The following is a 23226-nucleotide window of genomic DNA, read 5'->3' on the forward strand; positions in this document are numbered from 1 at the left end:
TCCCGCCTCCTGGGCACGGCCCGCACCCGGCCCCCTCCAGGCCGTAGGGTTGCAGTCAGTACCTTGCGTATTTCCGCAGTCCGACGGCGCACCGCGTGAACCCGTACATCAGCACGAGACCGACGAGCATGACGAGTACGAAAGAGGACAACACGATGGCTGCTCCCCTGCCGACGGCCGAAACGCGGTGGCGCTGCACGCTCTGCGGCAACCTCACCCGCTTCGATGTGACCCGCCGGTCCAAGGTCGTGGAGTACGTCCACCTGGACCTTGCGGGGGAGCCGAAGGTGGAGGAGCGCGAGGTCCTCAGTGAGAGCATCGAGTCCGTGCGCTGCCGCTGGTGCAACGCGGTCGACCAGATCGAGCTGGTGGACCGGCCGGGCGCGAGCGCCTGAGATCGGAGCGATCAAGCCGTGGTGGAGCGTCCAGAAAGGGAGCCGGGGGCGGCGCACGCCGACGCATCGGAGGATGCCGTCGACGAGGTGCTCGACCGTCCGCTGCCCGAGGGCGTACGGCGCCGTGTCGTGGCGCTCACCGCGGAGTCGTTCGGTGCGCTGACGGTTTCCGAACTCCCGCCCCCCTTGCGGCAGTACGCCCGGTTCACCCCCACCCGCCGCGCCAAGTTCGCCGGAAATGCGATGGCCGCGGCGCTGGAGAGCGACGCGGTCTTCCGGCAGCGGATCGCGGGCAAGCTGCGCGAGGCCCAGCCGGAGCTGGCCGCGGCCCTGGAGGACGGCACCCCGCCCGCGGCCGCCGATCCGCTGGACGTTGCGGCGGCGGCCTATGTGCTGCGCCCCGAGGGCTGGGTCAAGCTCGTCGCGGCGGCCGGCGAGGAGGCGCAGCGGGTGCGCGCCGAGCGGGCCGGTGAGGAGGCCGAACGGGAGCTGGCCCGGCTGCGCGAGGAGCTGGCGCAGGCGCGCAGCGAGGCCCGTGCGGACGCCGACCGGGTCCGGGCCGATCTGGACGCGGCCCGCAAGGAGAGCGAGTCGCTGCATCGCAAGCTGCGGAGCGCGCTGAGCGACGTCAAGCGCGGCGAGGCGGCGGTGCGCAAGGCCGCGTCCGCGGTGGACGCCGCGCGCTCCCAGGCCGCGACGGAGAAGGCCGTCGCGGACAGCGAGCTGCGCCGGCTCAAGGCCCGTGTCGCCGAGGTCGAGACGGCGCTGGAGACCAGCCGGCGGGCCGCCCGTGAAGGCCGCAGCGTCGAGGACATGCGGCTGCGGCTGCTGCTGGACACGGTGCTGGACGCCGCCCAGGGGCTGCGCCGCGAACTGGCCCTGCCGCCCGCCAACGTCCATCCGGCGGACACCGTCGAGGCGGTCGCGCCCGGCAAGATGACGCCCAAGGACATCGCGACCCGCGCGCTGTCGGAGATGGACCCGGCGCTGCTCGACCAGCTACTGGCGCTGCCGCAGGCGCATTTGGTGGTGGACGGCTACAACGTCACCAAAACCGGCTATCCCACCATGCCTCTGGACAAACAGCGGCTGCGGCTGCTGGGCGGGCTGGCGGTGCTGGCCGCGCAGACCGGCGCGGAGATGACCTGCGTCTTCGACGGCGCGGAGCTGGCGGCGCCGGTGCTGCTCGCGCCGCCGCGCGGGGTGCGGGTCCTGTTCAGCAAACCGGGCGTAACGGCCGATGAGTTGATTCGTCAGCTGGTACGGGCCGAACCGCCCGGCCGCCCGGTCGTCGTGGTCTCCACGGACCGGGAAGTGGCCGACGGCGTCGCCAAGGCGGGCGCCCGGCCGGTCGCATCTGCCTTGCTCCTCAAGCGACTTGCCCGGACCTGACCGTTTTGCGGCTCCGGGGGCGTCCCGCCCGGAAAACCACTTGATTTTCCCTTGACTGCCGTACCGGAGCGTCAAGTGCCGCTTACTGCCTGTGTGATGTTGGTAAAGCTTGGGGCCCGTGGCACAGATTTTTCCTGTGGGGATTTGAAGCGATCACAACTCGGTTACTAAGGTCGGGCCTCGAACCTTCATACAGGTGATTATCCAACCGGGATGGTCAGTGGAGGTACCGCCGAGTCCGCGGCGTTCACGCGGAGCCGGGGTTTCACCCCCCACTTCCCGGTAGGCGGCTGGAGGAAGAAGGAGCTCGCCCCCGTGGCGTCCCACCGTCGACCCAAGCAGCCGAGCCGTACTCGCGTGACCGTGCTCACCGCGACCGCCGCCGCGGCCGTCGCCCTGTCCTCCCAGGCCGCCCAGGCCGCCCCGAACCCGTCCAAGAAGGACGTCAAGGCCCAGGTCGACAAGCTCTACGAGCAGGCGGAGCAGGCCACCGAGAAGTACAACGGCGCCAAGGAAGACCAGAACAAGCTCCAGAAGGAGGTGGACCGCCTCCAGGACAAGGTCGCCCGCGGCCAGCAGGAGCTCAACCAGCTCCGCAAAGGCCTGGGCGCCGTCGCCTCCGGCCAGTACCGCAGCGGCAGCATCGACCCCTCGGTCCAGCTCTTCCTCTCCGGCGACCCGGACAGCTACCTGGACAAGGCCTCCACCCTCGACCAGTTGAGCGGCCACCAGGCCGAGCAGCTCAAGACCATCGCGGACAAGCAGCGCCGGCTCGCCCAGGAGCGCGCGGAGGCCGCCGGCAAGATCGAGGACCTCAGCGCGACCCGCAAGGTCCTCGGTGAGAAGAAGGACGAGATCAAGGGCAAGCTCGCCAAGGCGCAGGAGCTGCTCAACGCCATGACCGCCAAGGAGAAGGCGGCCATGCAGGCGGAGCAGGAGCGCGCCAACCGCGCCAACGACCGGACCGACCTCGGCGACGACGTGCCCGCGTCGCAGCGCGGTGCGGCCGCCCTGTCCGCCGCCCAGTCCAAGATCGGCTCGCCGTACGTCTGGGGCGCCACCGGCCCCTCCTCCTTCGACTGCTCGGGCCTGACCTCCTGGGCCTACCAGCAAGCCGGCCAGTCGCTGCCGCGCACCTCGCAGGAGCAGGCCAACGCCGGCACCCGGCTCGGCTCGGAGAGCCAGCTCAAGCCCGGCGACCTGGTGCTCTTCTACAACGACCTGCACCACATCGGCCTCTACGCGGGCAACGGCACGGTGCTGCACGCCCCGAAGCCGGGCGCCGCGGTGCGCTACGAGTCGATCAACAACATGCCGTTCGCGTTCGGCGTGCGGGTCTGATCACACCAGGCACAAGGGTCTGAAAAGCCTCACAACAGTTGCAACCTGCCGCCCGAACGGGCGAATTGCGGCCCCCGCCGCTGACTTCCCGCCCCGCCGGTGACCTGCGCAGTCACCGGCGGGGCGGCATTGTGCGGACGGAAAAGGGTCTTTGGTCGCCACCGACCTGCGCCGTTACTGTCTGCCCTCGCAGCTGCGGGTCACCGTCCGCCCTCCCGGGCGGCAGCGGCTGCACAGGGAAGGAGTGCGGCACACGTGGTCTCCCATCGCCGTACCTCACAGCCAGGCCCCGTCACCCGCACCGGTGTCACCGCCGTCTCGGCGGCCCTGGCAACCGCGGCCGCCGCACTGTCGGGGACACCGGCCTCGGCCGACCCCGCGGAACACCCCGCCGCGGGCCGGGAAGCGGCCACCGCACGGCTCGACAAGCTCTACGAGGAGGCCGAGCGGGCCACCGAGAACGTCAACGGCGCCGACGAGCGGACCCGGCGGCTGCGGGACGAGGTGGCGAACCTCCAGGACCGCACCGCCCGCGCCCAGGAGCAGGTCAACCGGATGCGCACCCGGCTCGGCGCCCTGGCCGCCGCCCAGTACCGGGGCGGCGGCATCGACCCCGCCCTGCGCCTGCTGCTCTCCGAACGCCCCGACAGCTACCTCGAGAAGGCCTTCGCCCTCGACCGGATCAACAGCACCCGGGCGCACGAGCTGCGCGAGCTCCAGGACGCGCTGCGGGCCCTGGAGCAGCAGCGCCGGGCGACCGCCGCGAAGCTGGCGGCCCTGGAGGCCGGCCGCCGGGACGTCGCCCGCGGCAAGAAGGCGGTCCGGCGCAAGCTGGCCGCCGCCCAGCGCCTGCTGAACGCCCTCCCGCGGGACGCCAGGGCGGCCTACGGCCGGGCCTCCCGCAGCGACGGGCGGGACGAGATCCTCCCCGACCTCTCCGGCGCCGTACCGGCCTCCGGGCGGGCCGCCGCGGCCGTCGCCGCCGCACTCGCCGCCGTCGGCTCCCCGTACGCCTGGGGAAGCAGCGGCCCCTCGTCCTTCGACTGCTCCGGACTCACCCAATGGGCCTATGCGCGCGCCGGAGTCTCCATCCCGCGGACCTCGGAGGCCCAGCGGGGCGCCGGCCGCCAGGTGCCGCTCTCCCAGGCGCAGCCCGGCGACCTGGTCGTCTACCGCTCGGACGCCAGCCACGTCGGGATGTACGTGGGCAACGGCCAGGTCGTGCACGCCCCGTATCCGGGTGCCCGGGTCCGCTACGACCCCGTCGGCATGATGCCGGTCGCCTCCGTCACCAGGCCCTGAACCGGCCCTCGACCCCCCTCCCGCCGTTTCCCTGCGTTTTTGCGCCGGGCGGGTCGCACTTACGATCAGCGGCATGTCACGTCAGCGGGCGCGGCGGCGATGGCCGTCACGGGCCGGGGCGGCGGTCTGTGCCGCCCCGCTCCTTGCGCTGCTCGTCCCGCTCACCGGCTGCGCACCCCAGTCCCCGCCGCGCGACCGCTTCCCGGACGTCCAGCGGATGCTCGACGCCCGCGCGCGGGCCGTCCGCCACCGGGACACCGCCGCCCTCCTGGCCACCGTCGACCCGCGGGCGGCCACCCCCTACCGCGCCCGCCAGCGCCGCCTGATCGCCAACCTCACGGCGGTCCCGCTCACCGACTGGCGCTACGACCTCGTCTCCACCGATGCCTTCCCGCTCCCGGCCGGCGGCCCCCACGGCCGGATGGCCGCCAAGGTACGGCTGAGCTACCGCCTCAAGGGCTACGACACCGCGCCCGTGACCTCCCTCCAGTACCTCACGCTCACCGAACGCGGCGGCCGCTGGCGGATCACCTCGGACACCGACGGCACCCCGGCCGGGCGGCCCGGCACCCGCCAGCTGTGGGACCAGGGCCCGGTACGGCTGGTGCGCGGCCGGCACAGCCTCGTCCTGGGCGGCGCCACCGACCCGGCGCGGCTGCGCGATCTTGCGGACCGGGTGGACGAGGCGGTGCCCGCGGTCTCCGACGCCTGGAAGAGCAGCTGGTCGGCGAAGGTGGTGGTGGAGGCGCCGGACACCGTCGACCAGATGGCGCAGCTGCTGGGCAGCGGCGACTCCGCCGGCTACATGGGCATCGCGGCCGTCACCACCGGCGAGGCGGGCGCCTCGGCCACCGCCCCCGCGGACCGGGTGATCGTCAACCCGGAGGCGTACGAGGAACTCAACGACCTCGGCCGCGCGGTCGTCCTCACCCACGAGACCGCCCATGTCGCCACCCGTACGGTTACCACCGAGGCCACCCCCCTGTGGCTCTCCGAGGGCTTCGCCGACTGGGTCGCCTATCGCGATATACGCCGCAAGGCCGCCATCACCGCCCCCGAACTCTCCCGCGCGGTCGCCCTCGGCAAGACCCCCGACCGCCTCCCCACCGACGAGGACTTCGGCTTCCAGGCCGGCGCGGACCGCCTGGCGAAGGCGTACGAGGGCGGCTGGCTCGCCTGCCGCATGATCGCCGACAAGTGGGGCGAGGCCAAGCTGATCGCCTTCTACCGCGCCGCGGGCCGCAGCGGCGCCGAGACCGCCGCGGGCCGGCTCGGGCCACCGATCGAGGTGCTCCGGGCCACCCACCGCCCCAGGGCCGGGCACACCCCTGGCTCCGCCTCCGCCCACGACGCCCGCCGCCAGGACCGCGCCGAGCGGCTGGACCGGGCGCTGCGGTCCCAACTGGGCATGGGGGTCGCGGAGTTCACCCAGGAGTGGCGGGAGTATGTGGAAGGGCAGTTGCGGTGAGCGACCCGCCGCGCGGGAGGCGGTAGGGGCGCGGCGGGCCGGGCCGCCCGCCGCCGGACGGCGACCCGGTACTGTCGGCCGGGACCGGCCCCGCGCAACCCCTGGCGAAAGACCACCGTGCACAAGACGCTGATCGTCACCAACGACTTCCCGCCCCGGCCCGGCGGCATCCAGGCCTTCCTGCACAGCATGGCGCTGCGCCTGGACCCCTCCCAGGTCGTCGTCTACGCCTCGACGTGGAAGCGCACCAAGGAAGGTCTTGCGGCCACCGCCGCCTTCGATGCCGAGCAGCCGTTCACGGTGATCCGCGACCGTACGACCATGCTCCTGCCCACGCCCAGGGTGACCCGGCGCGCCACCGTCCTGCTGCGCGAACACGGCTGCTCCTCGGTCTGGTTCGGCGCCGCCGCCCCCCTCGGCCTGATGGCGCCCGCCCTCCGCGCCGCCGGCGCCCGGCGCATCGTGGCGACCACGCACGGCCATGAGGCGGGCTGGGCCCAGCTCCCCGCCGCCCGCCGGCTCCTCCGGCGCATCGGCGAGGGCACCGACACCCTCACCTACCTCGGCGAATACACCCGCTCCCGGATTGCGGGCGCGCTCACTCCGGCCGCCGCGTCCCGCATGGTCCAACTCCCGCCCGGCGTCGACGAGAAGACCTTCCACCCCGCCTCGGGCGGCGACGCCGTACGGGCCCGCCTCGGCCTCGCCGACCGCCCGGTCATCGTCTGCGTCTCCCGTCTCGTCCCCCGCAAGGGCCAGGACACCCTCATCGAGGCCATGCCCGCCGTCCTGGCCGAGGTCCCGGAGGCGGTCCTGCTGATCGTCGGCGGCGGCCCCTACGAGAAGGACCTCCACGCCCTCGCCCTGCGCAACGGCGTCGCCGACTCCGTACGCTTCACCGGCGCCGTTCCCTGGGAGGAACTCCCGGCCCACTTCGGCGCCGGCGACGTCTTCGCCATGCCCTGCCGCACCCGCCGCGGCGGCCTCGACGTCGAAGGGCTCGGCATCGTCTACCTGGAGGCCTCCGCCACCGGCCTGCCCGTGGTGGCCGGCGACTCCGGCGGCGCCCCCGACGCCGTCCTCGACGGCAAAACCGGCTGGGTCGTCCCCGGCGGCGCCCCCGCCCCCACCGCCGAACGCCTCATCACCCTCCTGAAGGACCCCGATCTACGCCACCGGATGGGCGCACGCGGTCGCGCCTGGGTCGAGGAGAAGTGGCGCTGGGACGGGCTCGCGGGGCGCCTGAAGGCGCTGCTTTGACCCCACGGCGCCGCAGCCGACAACGTGGGGCGCTTCACCCCCGGTAAATCGCTTCGATTTCCTCGGAGAAGTCCTTCGCCACAACATTCCGCTTCAGCTTCAGCGACGGCGTGACATGCCCCGACTCCTCCGTGAACTGCGCCGGCAGGATGCGGAACTTGCGTACCGACTCGGCCTTGGACACGGCCGCATTCCCGTCGTCGACGGCCCGCTGTACGGCGGCCAGCAGTTCCGGGTCCTTGGCGATGTCGGCGGGGGTGACATCGCCCGGGTGGCCGTGTTCCTCGGCCCAGCGGGGGAGGAATTCCTCGTCGAGGGTGATCAGGGCGCCGATGAAGGGGCGGCCGTCGCCGACGACCATGCATTCGGCGATCAGGGCGTGGGCGCGGATACGGTCCTCGATGACCGCCGGGGCGACGTTCTTGCCGCCCGCGGTGACCAGGATTTCCTTCTTGCGGCCGGTGATGGCGAGGTAGCCGTCCTCGTCGAGGGTGCCGATGTCGCCGGTGTGGAACCAGCCGTCGGAGAGGGCCTCTTCGGTGGCCGAGGGGTTGTTCCAGTACTCGGTGAAGAGGTGTTCACCGTGCAGGAGGACCTCGCCGTCGTCGGCGATGCGGACCACGGAGCCGGGCAGCGGCTGGCCGACGGTGCCGATCTTCTGGCGGTCCCAGGGGTTGAAGGCGGTGGCCGCACAGGACTCCGTCAGGCCGTAGCCCTCCAGGGCGGTGAAGCCGATGCCGCGGTAGAAGTGGCCGAGGCGCTCGCCGAGCGGGGCGCCGCCCGAGATGGCGTGGGTGGCGCGGCCGCCGAGGACGGCGCGCAGCTTGCCGTAGACGACGCGGTCGAAGACCTTGTACTTGACCTTGAGGCCGAGGGAGGGGCCGTCGGCGGTGTCCAGCGCCCGGCTGTACGCGATCGCGGTGTCCGCGGCCTTGTCGAAGATCTTGCCCTTGCCGTCGGCCTGCGCCTTGGCGCGCGCCGAGTTGTAGACCTTCTCGAAGACGCGGGGGACGCCCAGGATCATCGTCGGGCGGAATGAGGCCAGATCGTCCGTGAGGTGCTTGATGTCGGGGGCGTGGCCGAGCTTGATGGGGGCCATGAGCGCCGCCACCTGGACCAGGCGGCCGAAGACATGCGCCACGGGGAGGAAGAGCAGGACCGAGGAGTCGCCCGTACGGAAGAGCGGGCGCAGCCGCTCGACGACATTGCCGCACTCGGCGAAGAAGCTGCGGTGGCTGAGCACACAGCCCTTGGGGCGGCCGGTGGTGCCGGAGGTGTAGACGATGGTGGCGGGCGAGTCCGCGTCGGCGAGCGCGCTGCGCTCGTCGACCTCCGCGTCGGTGATGTCGGCGCCCGCGGCCCGCAGCCGGGCCACCGCGTCCCGCTCGATCTGCCAGATGTTCTCCAGGTCCGGGAGCCGGTCGCGTACGGACTCCACGGCGGCCTCATGGCCGGGACTCTCCACCAGGCAGGCGACCGCGCCCGAGTCGCCGAGTATCCACTGGATCTGCTCGGCGGAGCTGGTCTCGTACACCGGGACGGTGATCGCGCCGGCGCTCCAGATCGCGAAGTCCAGCAGCGTCCACTCGTAGCGGGTGCGCGACATCAGGCCGACCCGGTCGCCGGGCTTGACGCCGGAGGCCATCAGGCCCTTGGCCGCGGCGCGGACCTCGGCGAGGAAGGCCGTGGCGGTGACGTCCTGCCACTGGCCGTTCACCTTGCGTCCAATGACGGCAACATCCGGGTGCTGCGCGGCATTTCGGCGGATGAGATCCGTCAGATTGCCGTCCGCGGGGACCTCGTACAGGGCCGGAAGGCTGAACTCGCGCAAGACTGCTGCTCCTCATTGGCGCCGGCGCCACGACGCTGTGTGCGCACCGGTTGCGGTCCATGATCATGCAAGGGGGGATTGGACTGCCCGGACGTTACCCATCGGTATTGCTTTTGGGATAGGGGTTCGAGGCCAGATGTTTCATGCGTCACACGCTTTACACAGGGTTTACGACACGCCATGGGACTGCTCTCGCGCAGAGTAGACCAGCAGCGTACTGACCCGAAAGTAACCCCAGGTCGCAGGCGGCCTCCCGGCAACTTCCCGGGGCATCTAGGGTGGCGCCATGCGTGTGCATGTGGTGAGTGACGTCCATGGCAACAGCCGTGGCCTGGCCGCCGCCGGCGACGGCGCGGATGCCGTGGTCTGCCTCGGCGACCTGGTGCTCTTCCTGGATTACGCCGATCATTCGCGCGGCATCTTCCCCGAGCTGTTCGGCGTCGAGAACGCCCACGCCCTCGTCGAGCTGCGCACCGCGCGCCGCTTCGAGGAGGCCCGCGATCTCGGGCGCAGGCTCTGGGGGGAGTTGGACCGGGCGGGCCACAGCAGGGAGGCCGTCATCGAGGGCGCGGTGCGCAAGCAGTACGCCGAGCTGTTCGCCGCCTTCCCCACGCCCGCGTACGCCACCTACGGGAACGTCGACATGCCGCGGCTGTGGGCCGAGTACGCGGGGGAGGGCGTCACCGTCCTCGACGGCCAGCGGGTGGAAATCGGCGGCTGGGTCTTCGGGTTCGTCGGGGGTGGGCTCACGACACCCATGCGGACCCCGTACGAGATCGGGGACGAGGAGTACGCCGCCAAGATCGAGGCGGTGGGGGAGGTGGATGTGCTGTGTACCCACATTCCGCCGGATGTCCCCGAACTCTGCTACGACACGGTCGCCCGCCGCTTCGAGCGGGGAAGTGCGGCGCTGCTGGAGGCGATTCGTACCACCCGGCCCCGTTACTCCCTTTTCGGGCATGTGCATCAGCCGCTCGCCCGCCGGGTGCGGATCGGCGCCACGGAGTGCGTCAACGTCGGGCACTTCAACGCGACGGGGACGCCGTACGTCCTGGAGTGGTGAGCCCGCGGTGGCGCTGTGCGCGGCCACGCGTCCGCCGGACACCCGCCGCGCGGTAGCCTTCAGCAGCAGAGACACGGAGTTTGACGAGCTTTACGAGCGTGACGCGAGTCGGTGGACCGGCTTGGCGGACCGGCGCGAATCGGCATGGATCGCGAATCGGCATGGATTGGCATGGAGGAGTCACGGCGATGGCCGAACACACCAGCTCAAGCATCACGATCGAGGCGGCACCCGCCGAAGTGATGTCAGTGATCGCCGACTTTGACCGCTATCCGGAGTGGACCGGAGAGGTCAAGGAGGCGGAGGTGCTCGCCGAGGACGACCGGGGCCGCGCCGAGCAGGTGCGCCTGGTACTGGACGCTGGTGCGATCAAGGACGACCACACCCTCGCCTACACCTGGACGGGGGAGAACGAGGTCAGCTGGTCGCTGGTCAAGTCGCAGATGCTGCGGGCGCTGGACGGTTCGTACCGGCTTGCGGCGGCGCGCGGTGGCGCCGCCACCGAGGTCACCTACCGGCTGACCGTCGATGTGAAGATCCCGATGCTCGGGATGATCAAGCGCAAGGCGGAGAAGGTCATCATCGACCGCGCGCTGGCCGGGCTGAAGAAGCGGGTGGAGAGCGGGTCCGGAAGCGCCGGGGGTTCCGGGGCGTCCGCCGACGAGGGCAAGAAGCTCTGAGCGTGCGGACCGTCCTTGTCACCGGTGCCGGCGGCTCGGGCCGCAGCACGCTGGCCGCCGCGACCGCCCTGGCCGCCGCCCGGCAGGGAGCGCGCGTACTGCTGCTCACGGCCGAGAGCAGTGCTCCGGAAGCGATGCTGCGCTCACGTCTGCGAGCGGATGCCGCGACCGCAATAGCCCCCGGCCTGCACGCCCGCCGCATCGACTCCGGCGACCGCTTCCGGCAGGAGTTCCTGGCCTTCCAGGAGCGCGCCGGCACCGCCCTCGACCTCCTCGGCGCCGCCCCCCTCGACGAGGACGAACTCACCGAACTCCCCGGCTCCGAGGCCTTCGCGCTGCTGCACGCCCTGCGCACCGAACACGAATCGGATGCCTGGGACCTGCTCGTCGTCGACATGCCGCCCGCGGCCGAAACGATCCGGCTGCTCGCGCTGCCCGCCCAGGTCCGCCGCTATCTGCGCCGCCTGCTGCCGCCCGAGCGCCAGGCCGCCCGCGCGCTGCGCCCGGTGCTCGCCCAGCTCGCGGGCGTCCCGATGCCGGCCCAGAAGCTGTACGAGGCCGCCGAGCGCTGGGAGCGCGAACTCGCCGCCGTCCAGCGGGTGATCGACGCTCCCGGCACGTCCGTCCGCCTGGTCACCGAAGCCGGCCCGCTCGCCACGGCCAAGCTCCACGCCCTCCGCGCCGGGCTGGCCCTCCACGGCCGCCGCACCGACGCCGTCCTCGTCAACCGGCTGCTGCCCACCAGCTCCGCGGACCCGTTCCTCGCCGCCCTCTCCGGCAGCCAGCAGACCGCCCTCAAGGCGCTGCGCGAGGAATTCCCCGGCGTGCCGGTGCACGAGGTGCCGCACCTGGGCCGCGACCCCCAGGGCGTCGACGAGCTGGACGAGCTGATCGACGGGCCCACCGGCAAGATCGGCGACACCGGACCCGCCGCCGACACGCACGCCGACCCCTGGGCGGTGGAGGACCGACGCGCCACGGACGGCATCCTGCTGTGGAGGGTGCCGCTCCCCGGCGCCCGGCGGGAGGGCCTCGGCCTGGTGCGCCGCGGCGACGAGATCGTCGTCACCGTCGGCAGCTTCCGCAGGATCCGTACGCTTCCCTCGGCGCTGCGCCGCTGCAGCGTCTCCGGCGCCGGACTGCGCGACGGCGTCCTCGACATCCGCTTCACCCCCGATCCGGGCCTGTGGCCCAAAAGCCCTGAACCGAGTTCCTGAACGCCGTACCACCATTCGGGTAACGTCGGGGGTGAGTCCCGCCGCTGGAGTCCACGGAGATCATCATGAGTGATGCGACCGAGCGTCCCGCCGACCGCAAGGACGGCTTCGACGCCGATGCCTGGGAGACGGCCTGCGCCGAGGACCTCGCGGCGGAGAAGGACCGCCGCCGTACCGAATTCGGCCCCGAGCCGGGCAGCGCCGCCGAGGAGCTGCGCAAGCTCGCCGAGGCCGTCACCGACAAGCTCGCCGGCATCCAGCTGCCCGGCGCACTGGGCGGGATCGCCGCGCAGGGCGCCGTCAGCCAGCTGTTCCGGCAGGCCAAGGCCGCCGTGGAGCCGGTGATCGAGCGCAACCCCGAGCTCTTCGACCACCTCGCCGCGGCCGGATCCGAACTGCTCGCCGCCTACCGCTCGGCCGTCGAGCGCAGCGAGCGCCGCTGGACCCGCGACGACCTCGAGGACCGCCCCGACGGCGGGGCACCGGGCCGCGGCGACGACCCGCGTGACGACGACGGCCCCACCGGCACCGAGCGGATCGACCTCGACTGACGCCCCGCAGCGGCAGGGCAGCGGAAGGCGGTCCCTCCTCCGGTACGGTTGACCCCGGCGGGGAGCCGAGCGAATAACTGAGGGACACATGGGACTCACCATCGGCGTCGACATCGGCGGCACGAAGATCGCGGCCGGCGTGGTCGACGAAGAGGGCTCGATCCTTGAGACGTGCCAGGTACCGACCCCGCAGGCCACCGACGCGCTGACCGAGGCCATCGCGGACGCGGTCCGCACCGTCGGAACCGGCCACCAGATCGAGGCCGTCGGCATCGGCGCGGCCGGCTATGTCGACGAGAAGCGGGCCACGGTCCTCTTCGCGCCCAACATCGACTGGCGACACGAGCCGCTCAAGGACAAGGTCGAGCAGCGCGTCGGCCTCCCCGTGGTCGTCGAGAACGACGCCAACGCCGCGGCCTGGGGCGAGTACAAGTTCGGCGCGGGCCAGGGCCACAGCGACGTCATCTGCATCACCCTCGGCACGGGCCTGGGCGGCGGCATCATCATCGGCAACAAGCTGCGCCGCGGCCGCTTCGGCGTCGCCGCCGAGTTCGGCCACATCCGGGTCGTGCCCGACGGCCTGCTGTGCGGCTGCGGCAGCCAGGGCTGCTGGGAGCAGTACGCCTCCGGCCGCGCCCTGCTGCGCTACGCCCGCCAGCGCGCCTTCGCCACCCCCGAGAACGCCACGGCGCTGCTCTCGCTCGGCGACGGCACCCCCGAGGGCATCCAGGGCAAGCACATCAGCGCGGCCGCGCGCCAGGGCGATGCGGTCGCCATCGACTCCTTCCGCGAACTCGCCCGCTGGGCCGGCGCGGGCCTGGCCGACCTCGCCTCGCTCTTCGACCCGTCCGCCTTCATCGTCGGCGGCGGCGTCTCCGACGAGGGCGAGCTGGTCCTCGACCCGATCCGCAAGTCCTTCCGCCGCTGGCTGGTGGGCAACCAGTACCGCCCGCACGCCCAGGTGCTCGCCGCCCAGCTCGGCGGCAAGGCCGGGCTGGTGGGAGCCGCTGACCTGGCCCGCCAGGGCTGAGGCCGCCCGTAGGCCGTAGGGCAACGCCCGTCACATCCCCCGGGATGCGGCGGGCGTTGCCTATTCTGGGCCCGTATGACGACCCTGTCTCCTGGCCTCCAGGACGGCCCCGGCGAGAGGACCTGCCTCCTTGATCTTGCTCCCTGACTCCCGTACGGAACCCGACGGTTCGGCCGTGATCCGGGTGCTCAGCTACAACATCCGCTCGCTGCGCGACGACCGGGCGGCGCTGGCGCGGGTCATCCGGGCCTGCGCCCCCGATCTCGTGCTCGTCCAGGAGGCGCCGCGGTTCTTCCGCTGGCGCAAGGCCGCCGAGCGGCTGGCCCGCACGTCGGAGCTGGTGTACGTCACCGGCGGCGCCACGACCGCGGGCCCGATGATCCTCTCCTCGCTGCGCGCCCACGTGGAGCGCACGGAGGACTTCCTGCTGCCTCGTACGCCCGGCCTGCACCAGCGCGGATTCGCGACCGCCGTGGTGCGGATCGGGGGCGCCCGGCTGGGGGTGCTCAGCTGTCACCTCAGCCTGGCCGACGCGGAACGCCACGGGCAGGCCGGTCTGCTGCTGGAGCGGCTGGCGCTGCTGGATGTGCCGTACGCGGTCGCGGGCGGGGACCTCAACGACCGGCCGGACGGGCGGAGTTTCCGGCGGGTGGCGGGGGCGCTGCGGGACGGGTGGGCGGTCAAGCCGTGGGGCGGGGAGATGACCTCCCCGCCCCATGAGCCGTATCAGCGGATCGACGCGATCTTTTTCACCGAGGGTGTCGAGGTGCTGGGGTGCGGGGTGCCGCACGGCCTGCCGGGGGTGCGGGAGGCGGATCTGCTGGCCGCCTCCGACCACCTGCCGGTCCTGGCCGCGCTGCGGGTGCCGGCCGCCTAGCGCCGGTTCAGACCACCGCCCCGCCGCCCGGCCGGTCGTCATCGTCGCCGCCGCTCTCCTTCATCCGCCCCACCAGCGTCGCGAAGCCGCCGAGGAAGCCGCCGATGCCCAGGAGGGCAATCCACCACGTCATGGGCTGCTGGAAGAGCACCATGGCCACCAGCAGCAGCGGACCGCCGAGCACCGCGAGCCAGGCGAACCTCGTGGTGACGTCGGCCGTGGGCAGCGGGGGCGGCTCGGGCGGGGTGAAGTGGCCCTCGTCGGTTTCGTCGAAGTCGTCGTCGGACGGCTCGGTGGCGCTCCAGTCGCGCGGTCCGACGCCGGGGGCGAAGACGATGAAGCTGCCGGGGCGGCCGTCGCCGGGGGCCTTGTCGCCCGCCCCCGGCTGCGCCGTACCGTCCGCGCCGCCCGTACCGTCCACGCCGCCCGTGCCGGCCGCGCCGTCCTTACGGCCCACGGCCTCACCCTCGACCGCGGGCTCTTCCTTGTCCTCGTCCGCCGCAGGGAACTCCGGCTGCTCGCCGTACCCCGCCACGATCTCGGCCCAGGCGGCCTCTTCGTCCAGCGGGTCCTGGGGGTCGCGGGGGCTACGCTCCGCCACGGGCCGCCGTCCCCTCCGTGACGCCACCCGGCACCGCCTCGGGGGCGAGCCGGGTGATGAAGGCGAAGGTGTCCTCGGCGATCCGCTCGGCGTCGTGGTCGAGCGTGGCGACGTGATAGCTGCGCTCCAGCAGCTTGTGCCGGACGTCCGTGGACGAGACCCGGCCAAGGATCCGCTCGGAGTCCGCGGGCGGTACGACATGGTCCTGCGGGCTGGTCATCACCAGCAACGGCTGGGTCACGCCCGGGAGTTCGGAGTCGACCTGCTGGAAGAAGCGGCGCAGTGAGTACGCGGCGTGCAGCGGCACCCGGTCGTAGCCGACCTCCTCGGCGCCCGGCTTGGCGATGTCGCTGGCGATCCCCTTGGTGGTCCGTACGAGATGGCGCAGCACCACAAGCAGCGGCGCCGCGGCATCATGGACCTTGTTGGCAGGGTTGACCACGGCCACGCCGCTGATTGCGTCGCCGTGCTTGGCGGCCAGGCGGAGCGCCAGCGCGCCGCCCATGGACAGGCCGCAGACGAAGACCTTGGTGCAGCGCTCGGTCAGTGCGCGCAGCTCGCGGTCGACCTCGGCGTACCAGTCCTGCCAGGTGGTGACCTGCAGGTCCTGCCAGCGGGTGCCGTGTCCCGGCAGCAGCGGCAGGGCGACGGTCAGCCCCTGGTCGGCCAGATGCTCGGCCCAGGGGCGTACGGACTGCGGGGAACCGGTGAAGCCGTGGCACACAAGGACGCCGACCTCTCCGCCGTCACGGCGGAACGGCTCGGCTCCGGGAAGGAGCGGCACCGGGGAACTCCGATCGATAAAGGGGCCTGGTGGGTTACCTCAGCGTACGCGGAGCGACGCGGAGCGGATAGGTCCGGCGGCGGCCGCGCGGCCGGTCACCGGGCGTCCGCCCGGCCCGGTCAGGGGCGGGGAGCCGTTCCGTCGTATCGGGCCGCCGCAGCCCCGCCGCGGCGAGCGGGGCGCCGGGGCAGGTTAAGGTCTTTGCGTCACACACAGGAGGCAGTCGGTTGATCTACGGCGCAATGAAGTTTTCCATCGGCGGGTCGCTGAAGCTTGCCTTCAGGCCCTGGGTGGAAGGCATCGAGAACATCCCCGCCGAGGGTCCGGCGATCCTCGCGAGCAACCACCTGTCCTTCTCGGACTCCTTCTTCCTGCCCGCGGTGCTCGACCGCAAGGTCACCTTCATCGCGAAGTCCGAGTACTTCACCTCCCCGGGCGTGAAGGGCAAGCTGACCGCCGCGTTCTTCAAGGGCGTGGGCCAGCTGCCGGTCGACCGCTCGGGCGGCCGGGGTGCGGGCGAGGCGGCCATCAAGAGTGGCATCGAGGTGCTGGAGCGCGGTGAGCTGTTCGGCATCTACCCGGAGGGCACCCGCTCCCCGGACGGCCGGCTCTACCGCGGCAAGCCGGGCGGCCTGGCCCGCGTGGCGCTGGCCACCGGAGCCCCGGTCATCCCCGTGGCGATGATCGACACCGAGAAGGTGCAGCCTCCGGGCAAGATCGTGCCGAAGATGATCCGGCCGGGCATCCGCATCGGCAAGCCGCTGGACTTCACCCGCTATCAGGGCATGGAGGGCGACCGCTTCATCCTGCGGTCGGTCACCGACGAGGTCATGTACGAGATCATGAAGCTGTCCGGCCAGGAGTACGTCGACATCTACGCGACGGCGGCCAAGCGGCAGATTGCCGAGGCGGCGAAGGCGGCGGAGACGAAGAAGAAGGCGGAGGCCGAGGCCGGGAAGGCCGCCGACAACGGGAAGGCCGAGACGGCCGGGGCGTAGACGCCCGGCGAGGGGTGGGGGGCGGCATGACGGATGCCGGCATAACGGATGTGAGCGGTGGCATGGCCGCCGGCCGGCGGCACGGCAAGCGGCCGCCGAAGGTGCTGCGGATGTCCGTGGAGCTGCCGCTGTGGCGCGCGCTCACCGGCTACCGCATCCTCACCCTCGGCTATGTGCTGTGCCTGTTCGCGCTCTCGTACAAGGAGTACGCGCGTCCGTGGGGCGCCTTCGCCTACATCGCGGCGCTCACCGTCTGGATGGCGTTCACCTGGCGCCGTACGACCTCGGCGGAGCGCTGCACCCGGCACTTCCTGCTCGGCGACCTCGGCTTCGCGGTCGGCGGCATCCTGCTGACGCCGCTGGTGGACACTCCCACCCGCATCATGGAGGGCGGGCCCACCCTGCCCTCCATCTGGACGGCGGGCGCCGTGCTGGGCTTTGCGATCAAGCGCGGCTGGCGCTGGGCCGCGGTGGCCTCCGCCCTGGTGGCCGTCGCCAACCTCGTCGAACGCCAGGAGATGGCCCGCGACACCATCCACAACGTCGTCCTGGTGTGGGTTGCCAGCGTCGCGATCGGCTACGTCGTCGAGGTGGCCCGCGCCAGTGAGCGCACCCTCGCCCGCGCGCTGCAGATAGAGGCCGCCACCAGAGAGCGGGAGCGGCTGGCCCGCGACATCCACGACAGCGTGCTGCAGGTGCTGGCGATGGTGCAGCGGCGCGGCGCCGCGATCGGCGGCGAGGCGGCCGAGCTGGGCCGGATGGCGGGCGAACAGGAGGTCGCGCTGCGGACGTTGGTCTCCGGCGGGCTGATGCCGCAGCCGCGGGCGGCGGCCGCCGCGGAGCCGGTGCGCCACACCGCCGAAGCGGTTCGGCAGACCGGCGGGCCGTGCGACGTCCGCGCCCTCCTCGCCCCGTACGCGGGCGCCGGCGTCACCTTCTCCGAGCCCGGCGCCCCGGTGGAGCTGGCGGCCGCCGCGGCGGCGGAACTGGTGGCTGCTGTCGGTGCCGCACTGGACAATGTCCGGGTGCACGCGGGGGACGGTGCCCACGCGTGGATCCTGGTGGAGGACGAACCGCAGGCGGTGATCGTGACGGTGCGCGACGACGGCCCCGGCATCCCGGAGGGCCGGCTCGCGGACGCCGAGCGCGAGGGCCGCCTCGGTGTGGCCCTGTCGATCCGCGGCCGGCTGCGGGATCTGGGGGGCCGCGCCGAGTGGGTCTCGGTCCCCGGCCAGGGCACGGAAGTGGAGTTGACGGTTCCCAAGGGCGCGGAGCCCAAGGGCAGGGGGAAGGCGAAAACGTGAGTGAACCGACGGGCCTGAAGGTGATGGTGGTCGACGATCACCCGATGTGGCGCGATGCGGTAGCGCGGGATCTGGCCGAGGCCGGCTTCGACGTGGTGGCCACGGCCGGCGACGGCCTCCAGGCGGTGCGCCGGGCGCAGGCCGCCTCCCCCGATGTGCTGGTGCTGGACCTGAATCTGCCCGGGCTGCCCGGCGTCCAGGTGTGCAAGGAGCTGGTCGGCGGCAATCCGGCGCTGCGGGTGCTGGTGCTCTCCGCGAGCGGCGAGCACGCCGATGTCCTGGAGGCGGTCAAGTCCGGGGCGACCGGCTACCTGCTGAAGTCGGCGAGCACGGAGGAGCTGCTGGACGCGGTGCGCCGTACGGCCGCCGGCGACCCGGTGTTCACGCCGGGCCTGGCCGGTCTGGTCCTCGGCGAGTACCGCAGGCTGGCCACCGAACCGGCCCCCGCGACGTCGGACGAGCCGGGCGCACCGCAGCTGACGGAGCGCGAGACCGAGGTGCTGCGCCTGGTGGCCAAGGGACTCTCGTACAAGCAGATCGCCGAGCGCCTGGTCATCTCGCACCGCACGGTGCAGAACCACGTCCAGAACACCCTGGGCAAGCTCCAGTTGCACAACCGCGTGGAGCTGGTGCGGTACGCCATCGAGCGCGGCCTCGACGACGCGTAGCGGCGGGGGCCGCTCGTACGGGTGAACGCCCGGCGTCAACTCCCCGCGAATTCACCGGAATCGGTGTGTGTCCCATCCCGGAGTGACCCAGGTCACCATTAGCGTGACCGGGTCTGCTCATGCACGGCCGTACGCGGCCAACGACGGGATAGGTGAAGCGATGCGGGTCGGAGTACTCACCGGCGGCGGCGACTGCCCTGGTCTGAACGCGGTGATCAGGGGTGCCGTCCGCAAGGGCACCCAGGAATACGGCTATGACTTCGTCGGCTTCCGGGACGGCTGGCGCGGCCCCCTCGAGGGCAACACCGTGCCGCTGGACATCCCGGCGGTCCGCGGGATCCTGCCGCGCGGCGGCACCATCCTCGGCTCGTCGCGGACCAACCCCTTCCAAGAGGACGACGGCATCCGCCGGATCAAGGAGAACCTCGCCAAGAACGAGATCGGCGCGCTGATCGCGATCGGCGGCGAGGACACCCTGGGCGTCGCCGCCCGGCTCTCCGACGAACACGACGTGCCCTGCGTCGGCGTCCCCAAGACCATCGACAACGACCTTTCGGCCACCGACTACACCTTCGGCTTCGACACCGCCGTCGGCGTCGCCACCGAGGCCATCGACCGCCTCCACACCACCGCCGAATCCCATATGCGGGTCCTGGTCGTCGAGGTGATGGGCCGGCACGCCGGCTGGATCGCGCTGCACTCCGGCCTCGCCGGTGGCGCCAATGTCATCCTCATTCCCGAGCAGCGCTTCGACATCGACGAGGTCTGCGGCTGGATCGAGTCGCGCTTCAAGGTCCGCTACGCCCCGATCGTGGTCGTCGCCGAGGGGGCGATGCCCAAGGACGGCCAGATGGTGCTCAAGGACGGGTCCACCGACTCCTTCGGCCATGTCCGGCTCTCGGGCGTGGGGGAGTGGCTCGCCAAGGAGATCGAGTCGCGCACCGGCAAGGAGGCGCGGACGACGGTGCTCGGCCACACCCAGCGCGGCGGCACCCCCAGCGCCTTCGACCGCTGGCTGGCCACCCGCTTCGGGCTGCACGCCATCGACGCGGTGCGCGACGGCGACTTCGGCAAGATGGTCGCGCTGCGCGGCACGGACATCGTCCGGGTGCCGATCTCGGAGGCCACCGCGAAGCTGAAGACCGTCGATCCGGCGCTCTACACCGAGGTCGGCGTGTTCTTCGGCTGAGCCGGACCGGGCCGCGCCGCCCTGCCTGCGGCCCGGTCGGCGCCGCCCCCCGATGGGCCGTATATTCGCCGTACGCGACATATCCGGCCCATTACATATATGCGGGGCAATTCATACCAGCGGGAGAGAACGTGGAGATCGTCGCCTTCGGTGTCCAGGCGGATGAGCGCGCCTTTCTGGAGAAGGCCTTCGAGGGCCGGCACCAGGTCCGCAGCCTGGAGGTGTTCATCAACCGGGACACCGCGCCCATCGCGCACGGCTACGAGGTCGTCAGCTCCAGCGTCAACGCCGACCTGGGCGCCGATGTGCTCCAGACCCTCGCGGCCGGCGGCACCAAGATGATCGCCCAGCGCTCCACGGGCTTCAACAACATCGACCTGGAGGCCGCGGCCGACCTCGGCATGACCATCGGCCGGGTCTCCGCCTACTCCCCGTACGCGGTCGCGGAGTTCGCCTGGGGCCTCGCGCTGGCGGTGAACCGGCGGATCGTACGGGCCGCCAACCGCACCCGGAACTTCGACTTCCGGCTGGACGGTCTGATGGGCCGCGATCTGCGCGGCCGTACGGCGGGCGTGATCGGCACCGGCAGGATCGGCGAGGCGTTCACCCGCATCGCCCATGGATTCGGTATGAACCTCCTCGGCTGGGACATCACGGAGAACCCCAACTGCGTCGCCCTCGGCATGAAGTACGTCGCCCAGGAGCAGCTGTTCGCCCGGTCGGACCTGATCACCCTGCATGTCCCGCTGCTGGAGGCCACCCGGCACCTCATCGACGCCGCGGCGCTGGCCGCGATGAAGGACGAGGCGATCCTGATCAACTCCAGCCGCGGCGGGCTCGTCGACACCGCGGCCCTCGTCGACACGCTCAAGGCGGGCCGGCTCGCCGGTGTCGGCCTGGACGTCTACGAGGAGGAGGCCGGGCTCTTCTTCCTCGACAAGTCCCTCGACGTTATCGACGACGACATCCTCGCCCGCCTGATGACCTTCGCGAATGTGCTGGTCACCTCGCACCAGGCGTATTTCACCGAGGACGCAGTCGGCCAGATCGTCGACGCCACCGTGCGCAATGTCGAGGACTATCTGGCCCACCGCTCCAACGAGAACATGCTGGTCACACGAGGACAGCCGCCAGCAGCTGAGCAGTGACCGCGGCGCCGTCCAGGGTCAGCACCGACTCGGGGTGGAACTGCACCCCCGCGAAGCCCGGCCCGCGCAGCGCATGGACATCGCCGGTCTTCGCGTCCCGGCTCAACTCGATGCGGTGCATGGCCAGTTCGGCGGCCGTGGTGTCGTCGCAGCGGGCCGTGAAGGTGTTGTAGAAGCCGACCGTCTCCTGCCGTCCGAAGAAGTCGATCCGCTCCTGCGCGCCCTGGAAGGGCACCTCCTTGCGGACGATCTCCAGCCCCAGCTCGGCGGCGAGCAGCTCATGACCCAGGCAGACACCGAGAAGCCCGTGCCGGTGCCCGCGGACCAGCTCGGCGGTCAGGGCGCGCAGCGTGCGCATCTTGGGGTCGGCGGCGTCGGCCGGGTTGCCGGGGCCGGGGCCCAGCACCACCGGCCCTTCGTGCGCGAGCAGCACGGCGCGCAGCCCCGGCTCGTCGTAGCGGCGCACGTCCACCGTCAGGCCCGAGGTGCGCAGCAGATGCGCCAGCATCGCGGTGAAGGTGTCCTCACCGTCGATGACCAGCGCATGGCCGCTGAGCGCGGCGGTCGGCGCGGTGGTCCGCATCCGCAGCCAGAACGGGGCGAGGTCGGCGCGGCGGGCGTCCAGCGCGGCCTGCACCCGCGGGTCGTCGGCCAGCCGGGGCGGCGCGGCGTCCGCCGTGGCGGTGCCTCCCCCGCCCTTCAGGCCATGGGGGAGGGCGGGGGCCTTGCGCACACCGAGCGCGGTGAGCACCCCCGCCGCCTTGGCGTGCGTCTCCGCCACCTCGCCCGCCGGGTCCGAGCCGCGCACCAGCGTCGCCCCGACCGGCACCCGCAGCCGTCCTCCCCCGCTCTCGGCTCCGCTCGAGCGGGAGCTGCCCCCGCCGTCGATGTGGGCCGTACGGATCAGGATCGGCGAGTCCAGCGTCTGCGCGCCGCCCGCGTCGCGGCCGATCAGCGCCAGCGCGCCCGCGTAGTAGCCGCGCCCGCCGGCCTCATGGCGCTCGATGACCCGGCAGGCGTTCTGTACGGGCGAACCGGTCACCGTCGCCGCGAACATCGTCTCCTTCAGTACCTCCCGTACATCCAGCGACGACCGTCCGCGCAGCTCGTACTCGGTGTGCGCGAGGTGCGCCATCTCCTTGAGCCGCGGCCCGATGACCACGCCGCCCATGTCGCCGACGGTGCACATCATCTTCAGCTCTTCGTCGACGACCATCGAGAGCTCCTCGATCTCCTTGCCGTCGGCGAGGAAGTCCAGAAGATCGTCGGCGGTCGGGCCGCCGGCCGGATAGCGGTACGTCCCGCTGATCGGGTTCATCACCACGGTGCCGCCGCTCATCCGCACATGCACCTCCGGGCTGGCGCCCACCAGCGTCTGCTCCCCGGTGTGCACGACGAACGTCCAGTACGCGCCCCGCTCCATGGCCAGCAGCCGCCGGAACAGCGCCAGCGCATCGGCCCTGCCGAACCCGGGGATCACGCCCTCGTACGTCCGCCGGATCACGAAGTTCGCGCCCTCGCCCCGCCCGATCTCCTCGTCCAGCACCCGGCCGACGATCTCCGCGTACGCCTCGTCGGACACATCGAAGGCCCCGTCCGTCACCCGCACCTCATGGTCCGGGAGCTGCGCCAGCGCCTCGGCGAGCGGCAGCTCGTACGTCTCCTCGGGGGTCAGGGCCAGCAGCGGGGTGCCGTCGTCGCGGACGTCGAAGCCGCGCTCCCTGATCTGCCGGAACGGCACCAGCGCCAGGCCCTCGGGGAGGTCGGCGAGCCGGTCGTACGCGGCGACGGGGCCGACGAGGACCTCCACCGTGTCGTGGTCGCGGCCCGGTGTACGGCGGCGCAACAAGGCAAATGGGGTCTGCTCGCAGAGCAGTCGGCTGAGGGCGGTGGCGGGCGACGGGCGGGGAAACGGCCGGTCGTCGGCGAGCGGCTGGGGCAGGTCCATGGTCCTCGTCCTTCTCACTCAAGTGGTGGGGCAGAGGGACGGCCCGCTCCGGAAACGCCGAAGGCCGCCCCAGGGGCGGCCTTCGCGGAGTCTGTGGTGCGCGCGCGAAAATCAGTGGGCCGCCGGATGAGCGGTCCACCACCAGTGCCTGTTCATGGCCGGTTGCGCGTGCATGCCGG

The 23226-nt window shown here is 72.1% G+C and carries 21 protein-coding genes; 17 read left to right on the plus strand and 4 right to left on the minus strand.

Annotation, left to right across the window (positions count from 1 at the left end; translation table 11 throughout):
* Positions 1-155 precede the first annotated feature (155 nt).
* The 6 genes from AB0D04_RS28465 to AB0D04_RS28490 all read left to right on the plus strand — a co-directional run bounded on the left by AB0D04_RS28465 (position 156) and on the right by AB0D04_RS28490 (position 7158).
* On the plus strand, positions 156-395 hold the full coding sequence (locus AB0D04_RS28465) for a hypothetical protein (RefSeq protein WP_362708914.1): 240 nt from the start codon (positions 156-158) through the stop codon (positions 393-395).
* Between the two features lie 18 nt (positions 396-413).
* Positions 414-1787 carry an NYN domain-containing protein gene (locus AB0D04_RS28470; protein ID WP_362708857.1) on the plus strand — a complete coding sequence of 458 codons (1374 nt, stop codon included), beginning with the start codon at positions 414-416 and terminating at the stop codon, positions 1785-1787.
* Positions 1788-2102: 315 nt separating this feature from the next.
* On the plus strand, positions 2103-3128 hold the full coding sequence (locus tag AB0D04_RS28475) for an NlpC/P60 family protein (protein ID WP_362708859.1): 1026 nt from the start codon (positions 2103-2105) through the stop codon (positions 3126-3128).
* 255 nt (positions 3129-3383) lie between these two features.
* Complete coding sequence (locus tag AB0D04_RS28480) at positions 3384-4430, plus strand: NlpC/P60 family protein (protein ID WP_362708861.1); 1047 nt, start codon at positions 3384-3386, stop codon at positions 4428-4430.
* Between the two features lie 73 nt (positions 4431-4503).
* Positions 4504-5898 carry a hypothetical protein gene (locus tag AB0D04_RS28485; RefSeq protein ID WP_362708864.1) on the plus strand — a complete coding sequence of 465 codons (1395 nt, stop codon included), beginning with the start codon at positions 4504-4506 and terminating at the stop codon, positions 5896-5898.
* 117 nt (positions 5899-6015) lie between these two features.
* Positions 6016-7158 carry a glycosyltransferase family 4 protein gene (locus AB0D04_RS28490; protein ID WP_362708866.1) on the plus strand — a complete coding sequence of 381 codons (1143 nt, stop codon included), beginning with the start codon at positions 6016-6018 and terminating at the stop codon, positions 7156-7158.
* Between the two features lie 34 nt (positions 7159-7192).
* Here the strand turns inward: AB0D04_RS28490 and AB0D04_RS28495 are convergent, their stop codons facing one another.
* Positions 7193-8989 carry an AMP-dependent synthetase/ligase gene (locus tag AB0D04_RS28495; protein WP_362708868.1) on the minus strand — a complete coding sequence of 599 codons (1797 nt, stop codon included), beginning with the start codon at positions 8987-8989 and terminating at the stop codon, positions 7193-7195.
* A 286-nt stretch (positions 8990-9275) separates the two neighbouring features.
* On the opposite strand from AB0D04_RS28495, the gene AB0D04_RS28500 reads away from it, so the two are divergent.
* The 6 genes from AB0D04_RS28500 (at position 9276) to AB0D04_RS28525 (ending at position 14407) form a co-directional block, all read left to right on the plus strand.
* Positions 9276-10052 carry a metallophosphoesterase gene (locus AB0D04_RS28500; protein ID WP_362708870.1) on the plus strand — a complete coding sequence of 259 codons (777 nt, stop codon included), beginning with the start codon at positions 9276-9278 and terminating at the stop codon, positions 10050-10052.
* Between the two features lie 188 nt (positions 10053-10240).
* The gene (locus AB0D04_RS28505) at positions 10241-10732 is read left to right on the plus strand and encodes an SRPBCC family protein (protein ID WP_362708872.1); all 492 of its coding nucleotides are present in this window, start codon (positions 10241-10243) and stop codon (positions 10730-10732) included.
* A gap of 2 nt (positions 10733-10734) precedes the next feature.
* Positions 10735-11949, plus strand: coding sequence for an ArsA-related P-loop ATPase (locus tag AB0D04_RS28510; RefSeq protein WP_362708875.1), 1215 nt, complete (start codon positions 10735-10737; stop codon positions 11947-11949).
* Between the two features lie 65 nt (positions 11950-12014).
* Positions 12015-12500 carry a DUF5304 domain-containing protein gene (locus AB0D04_RS28515; protein WP_362708877.1) on the plus strand — a complete coding sequence of 162 codons (486 nt, stop codon included), beginning with the start codon at positions 12015-12017 and terminating at the stop codon, positions 12498-12500.
* A gap of 88 nt (positions 12501-12588) precedes the next feature.
* Complete coding sequence (locus AB0D04_RS28520) at positions 12589-13530, plus strand: ROK family glucokinase (RefSeq protein WP_362708880.1); 942 nt, start codon at positions 12589-12591, stop codon at positions 13528-13530.
* Between the two features lie 130 nt (positions 13531-13660).
* Complete coding sequence (locus AB0D04_RS28525) at positions 13661-14407, plus strand: endonuclease/exonuclease/phosphatase family protein (protein WP_362708882.1); 747 nt, start codon at positions 13661-13663, stop codon at positions 14405-14407.
* A gap of 7 nt (positions 14408-14414) precedes the next feature.
* On the opposite strand, the gene AB0D04_RS28530 is transcribed toward AB0D04_RS28525, so the two are convergent.
* The gene (locus tag AB0D04_RS28530) at positions 14415-15008 is read right to left on the minus strand and encodes a hypothetical protein (RefSeq protein ID WP_362708885.1); all 594 of its coding nucleotides are present in this window, start codon (positions 15006-15008) and stop codon (positions 14415-14417) included.
* Positions 14995-15792, minus strand: a complete 798-nt coding sequence (locus tag AB0D04_RS28535; RefSeq protein ID WP_362708888.1) for an alpha/beta fold hydrolase — start codon at positions 15790-15792, stop codon at positions 14995-14997. Before AB0D04_RS28535 ends, AB0D04_RS28530 begins: the two co-directional genes overlap by 14 nt.
* A 242-nt stretch (positions 15793-16034) precedes the next feature.
* On the opposite strand from AB0D04_RS28535, the gene AB0D04_RS28540 reads away from it, so the two are divergent.
* The 5 genes from AB0D04_RS28540 to AB0D04_RS28560 all read left to right on the plus strand — a co-directional run bounded on the left by AB0D04_RS28540 (position 16035) and on the right by AB0D04_RS28560 (position 21099).
* Positions 16035-16790 (plus strand): lysophospholipid acyltransferase family protein, encoded by a 756-nt coding sequence (locus AB0D04_RS28540; RefSeq protein WP_362708917.1) that lies wholly within the window; start codon positions 16035-16037, stop codon positions 16788-16790.
* Positions 16791-16900: 110 nt separating this feature from the next.
* Positions 16901-18094: a DUF5931 domain-containing protein gene (locus AB0D04_RS28545; RefSeq protein ID WP_362708919.1), complete on the plus strand. Its 1194-nt coding sequence runs from the start codon at positions 16901-16903 to the stop codon at positions 18092-18094.
* A complete protein-coding gene (locus AB0D04_RS28550; RefSeq protein WP_362708891.1) occupies positions 18091-18762 on the plus strand; it encodes a response regulator transcription factor in 672 nt (223 codons plus the stop codon). The genes AB0D04_RS28545 and AB0D04_RS28550 overlap by 4 nt, the downstream gene beginning before the upstream one ends.
* Positions 18763-18922: 160 nt before the next feature.
* Positions 18923-19951 (plus strand): 6-phosphofructokinase, encoded by a 1029-nt coding sequence (locus AB0D04_RS28555; protein ID WP_362708893.1) that lies wholly within the window; start codon positions 18923-18925, stop codon positions 19949-19951.
* Between the two features lie 131 nt (positions 19952-20082).
* Positions 20083-21099, plus strand: coding sequence for a 2-hydroxyacid dehydrogenase (locus AB0D04_RS28560; protein ID WP_362708895.1), 1017 nt, complete (start codon positions 20083-20085; stop codon positions 21097-21099).
* Here the strand turns inward: AB0D04_RS28560 and AB0D04_RS28565 are convergent.
* Positions 21065-23047 (minus strand): anthranilate synthase family protein, encoded by a 1983-nt coding sequence (locus tag AB0D04_RS28565; protein WP_362708897.1) that lies wholly within the window; start codon positions 23045-23047, stop codon positions 21065-21067. The genes AB0D04_RS28560 and AB0D04_RS28565 overlap by 35 nt on opposite strands.
* Positions 23048-23226: the final 179 nt, after the last annotated feature.

Origin of the sequence: Streptomyces sp. NPDC048483, assembly GCF_040651455.1 — a bacterium.
Lineage (GTDB): Bacteria > Actinomycetota > Actinomycetes > Streptomycetales > Streptomycetaceae > Streptomyces.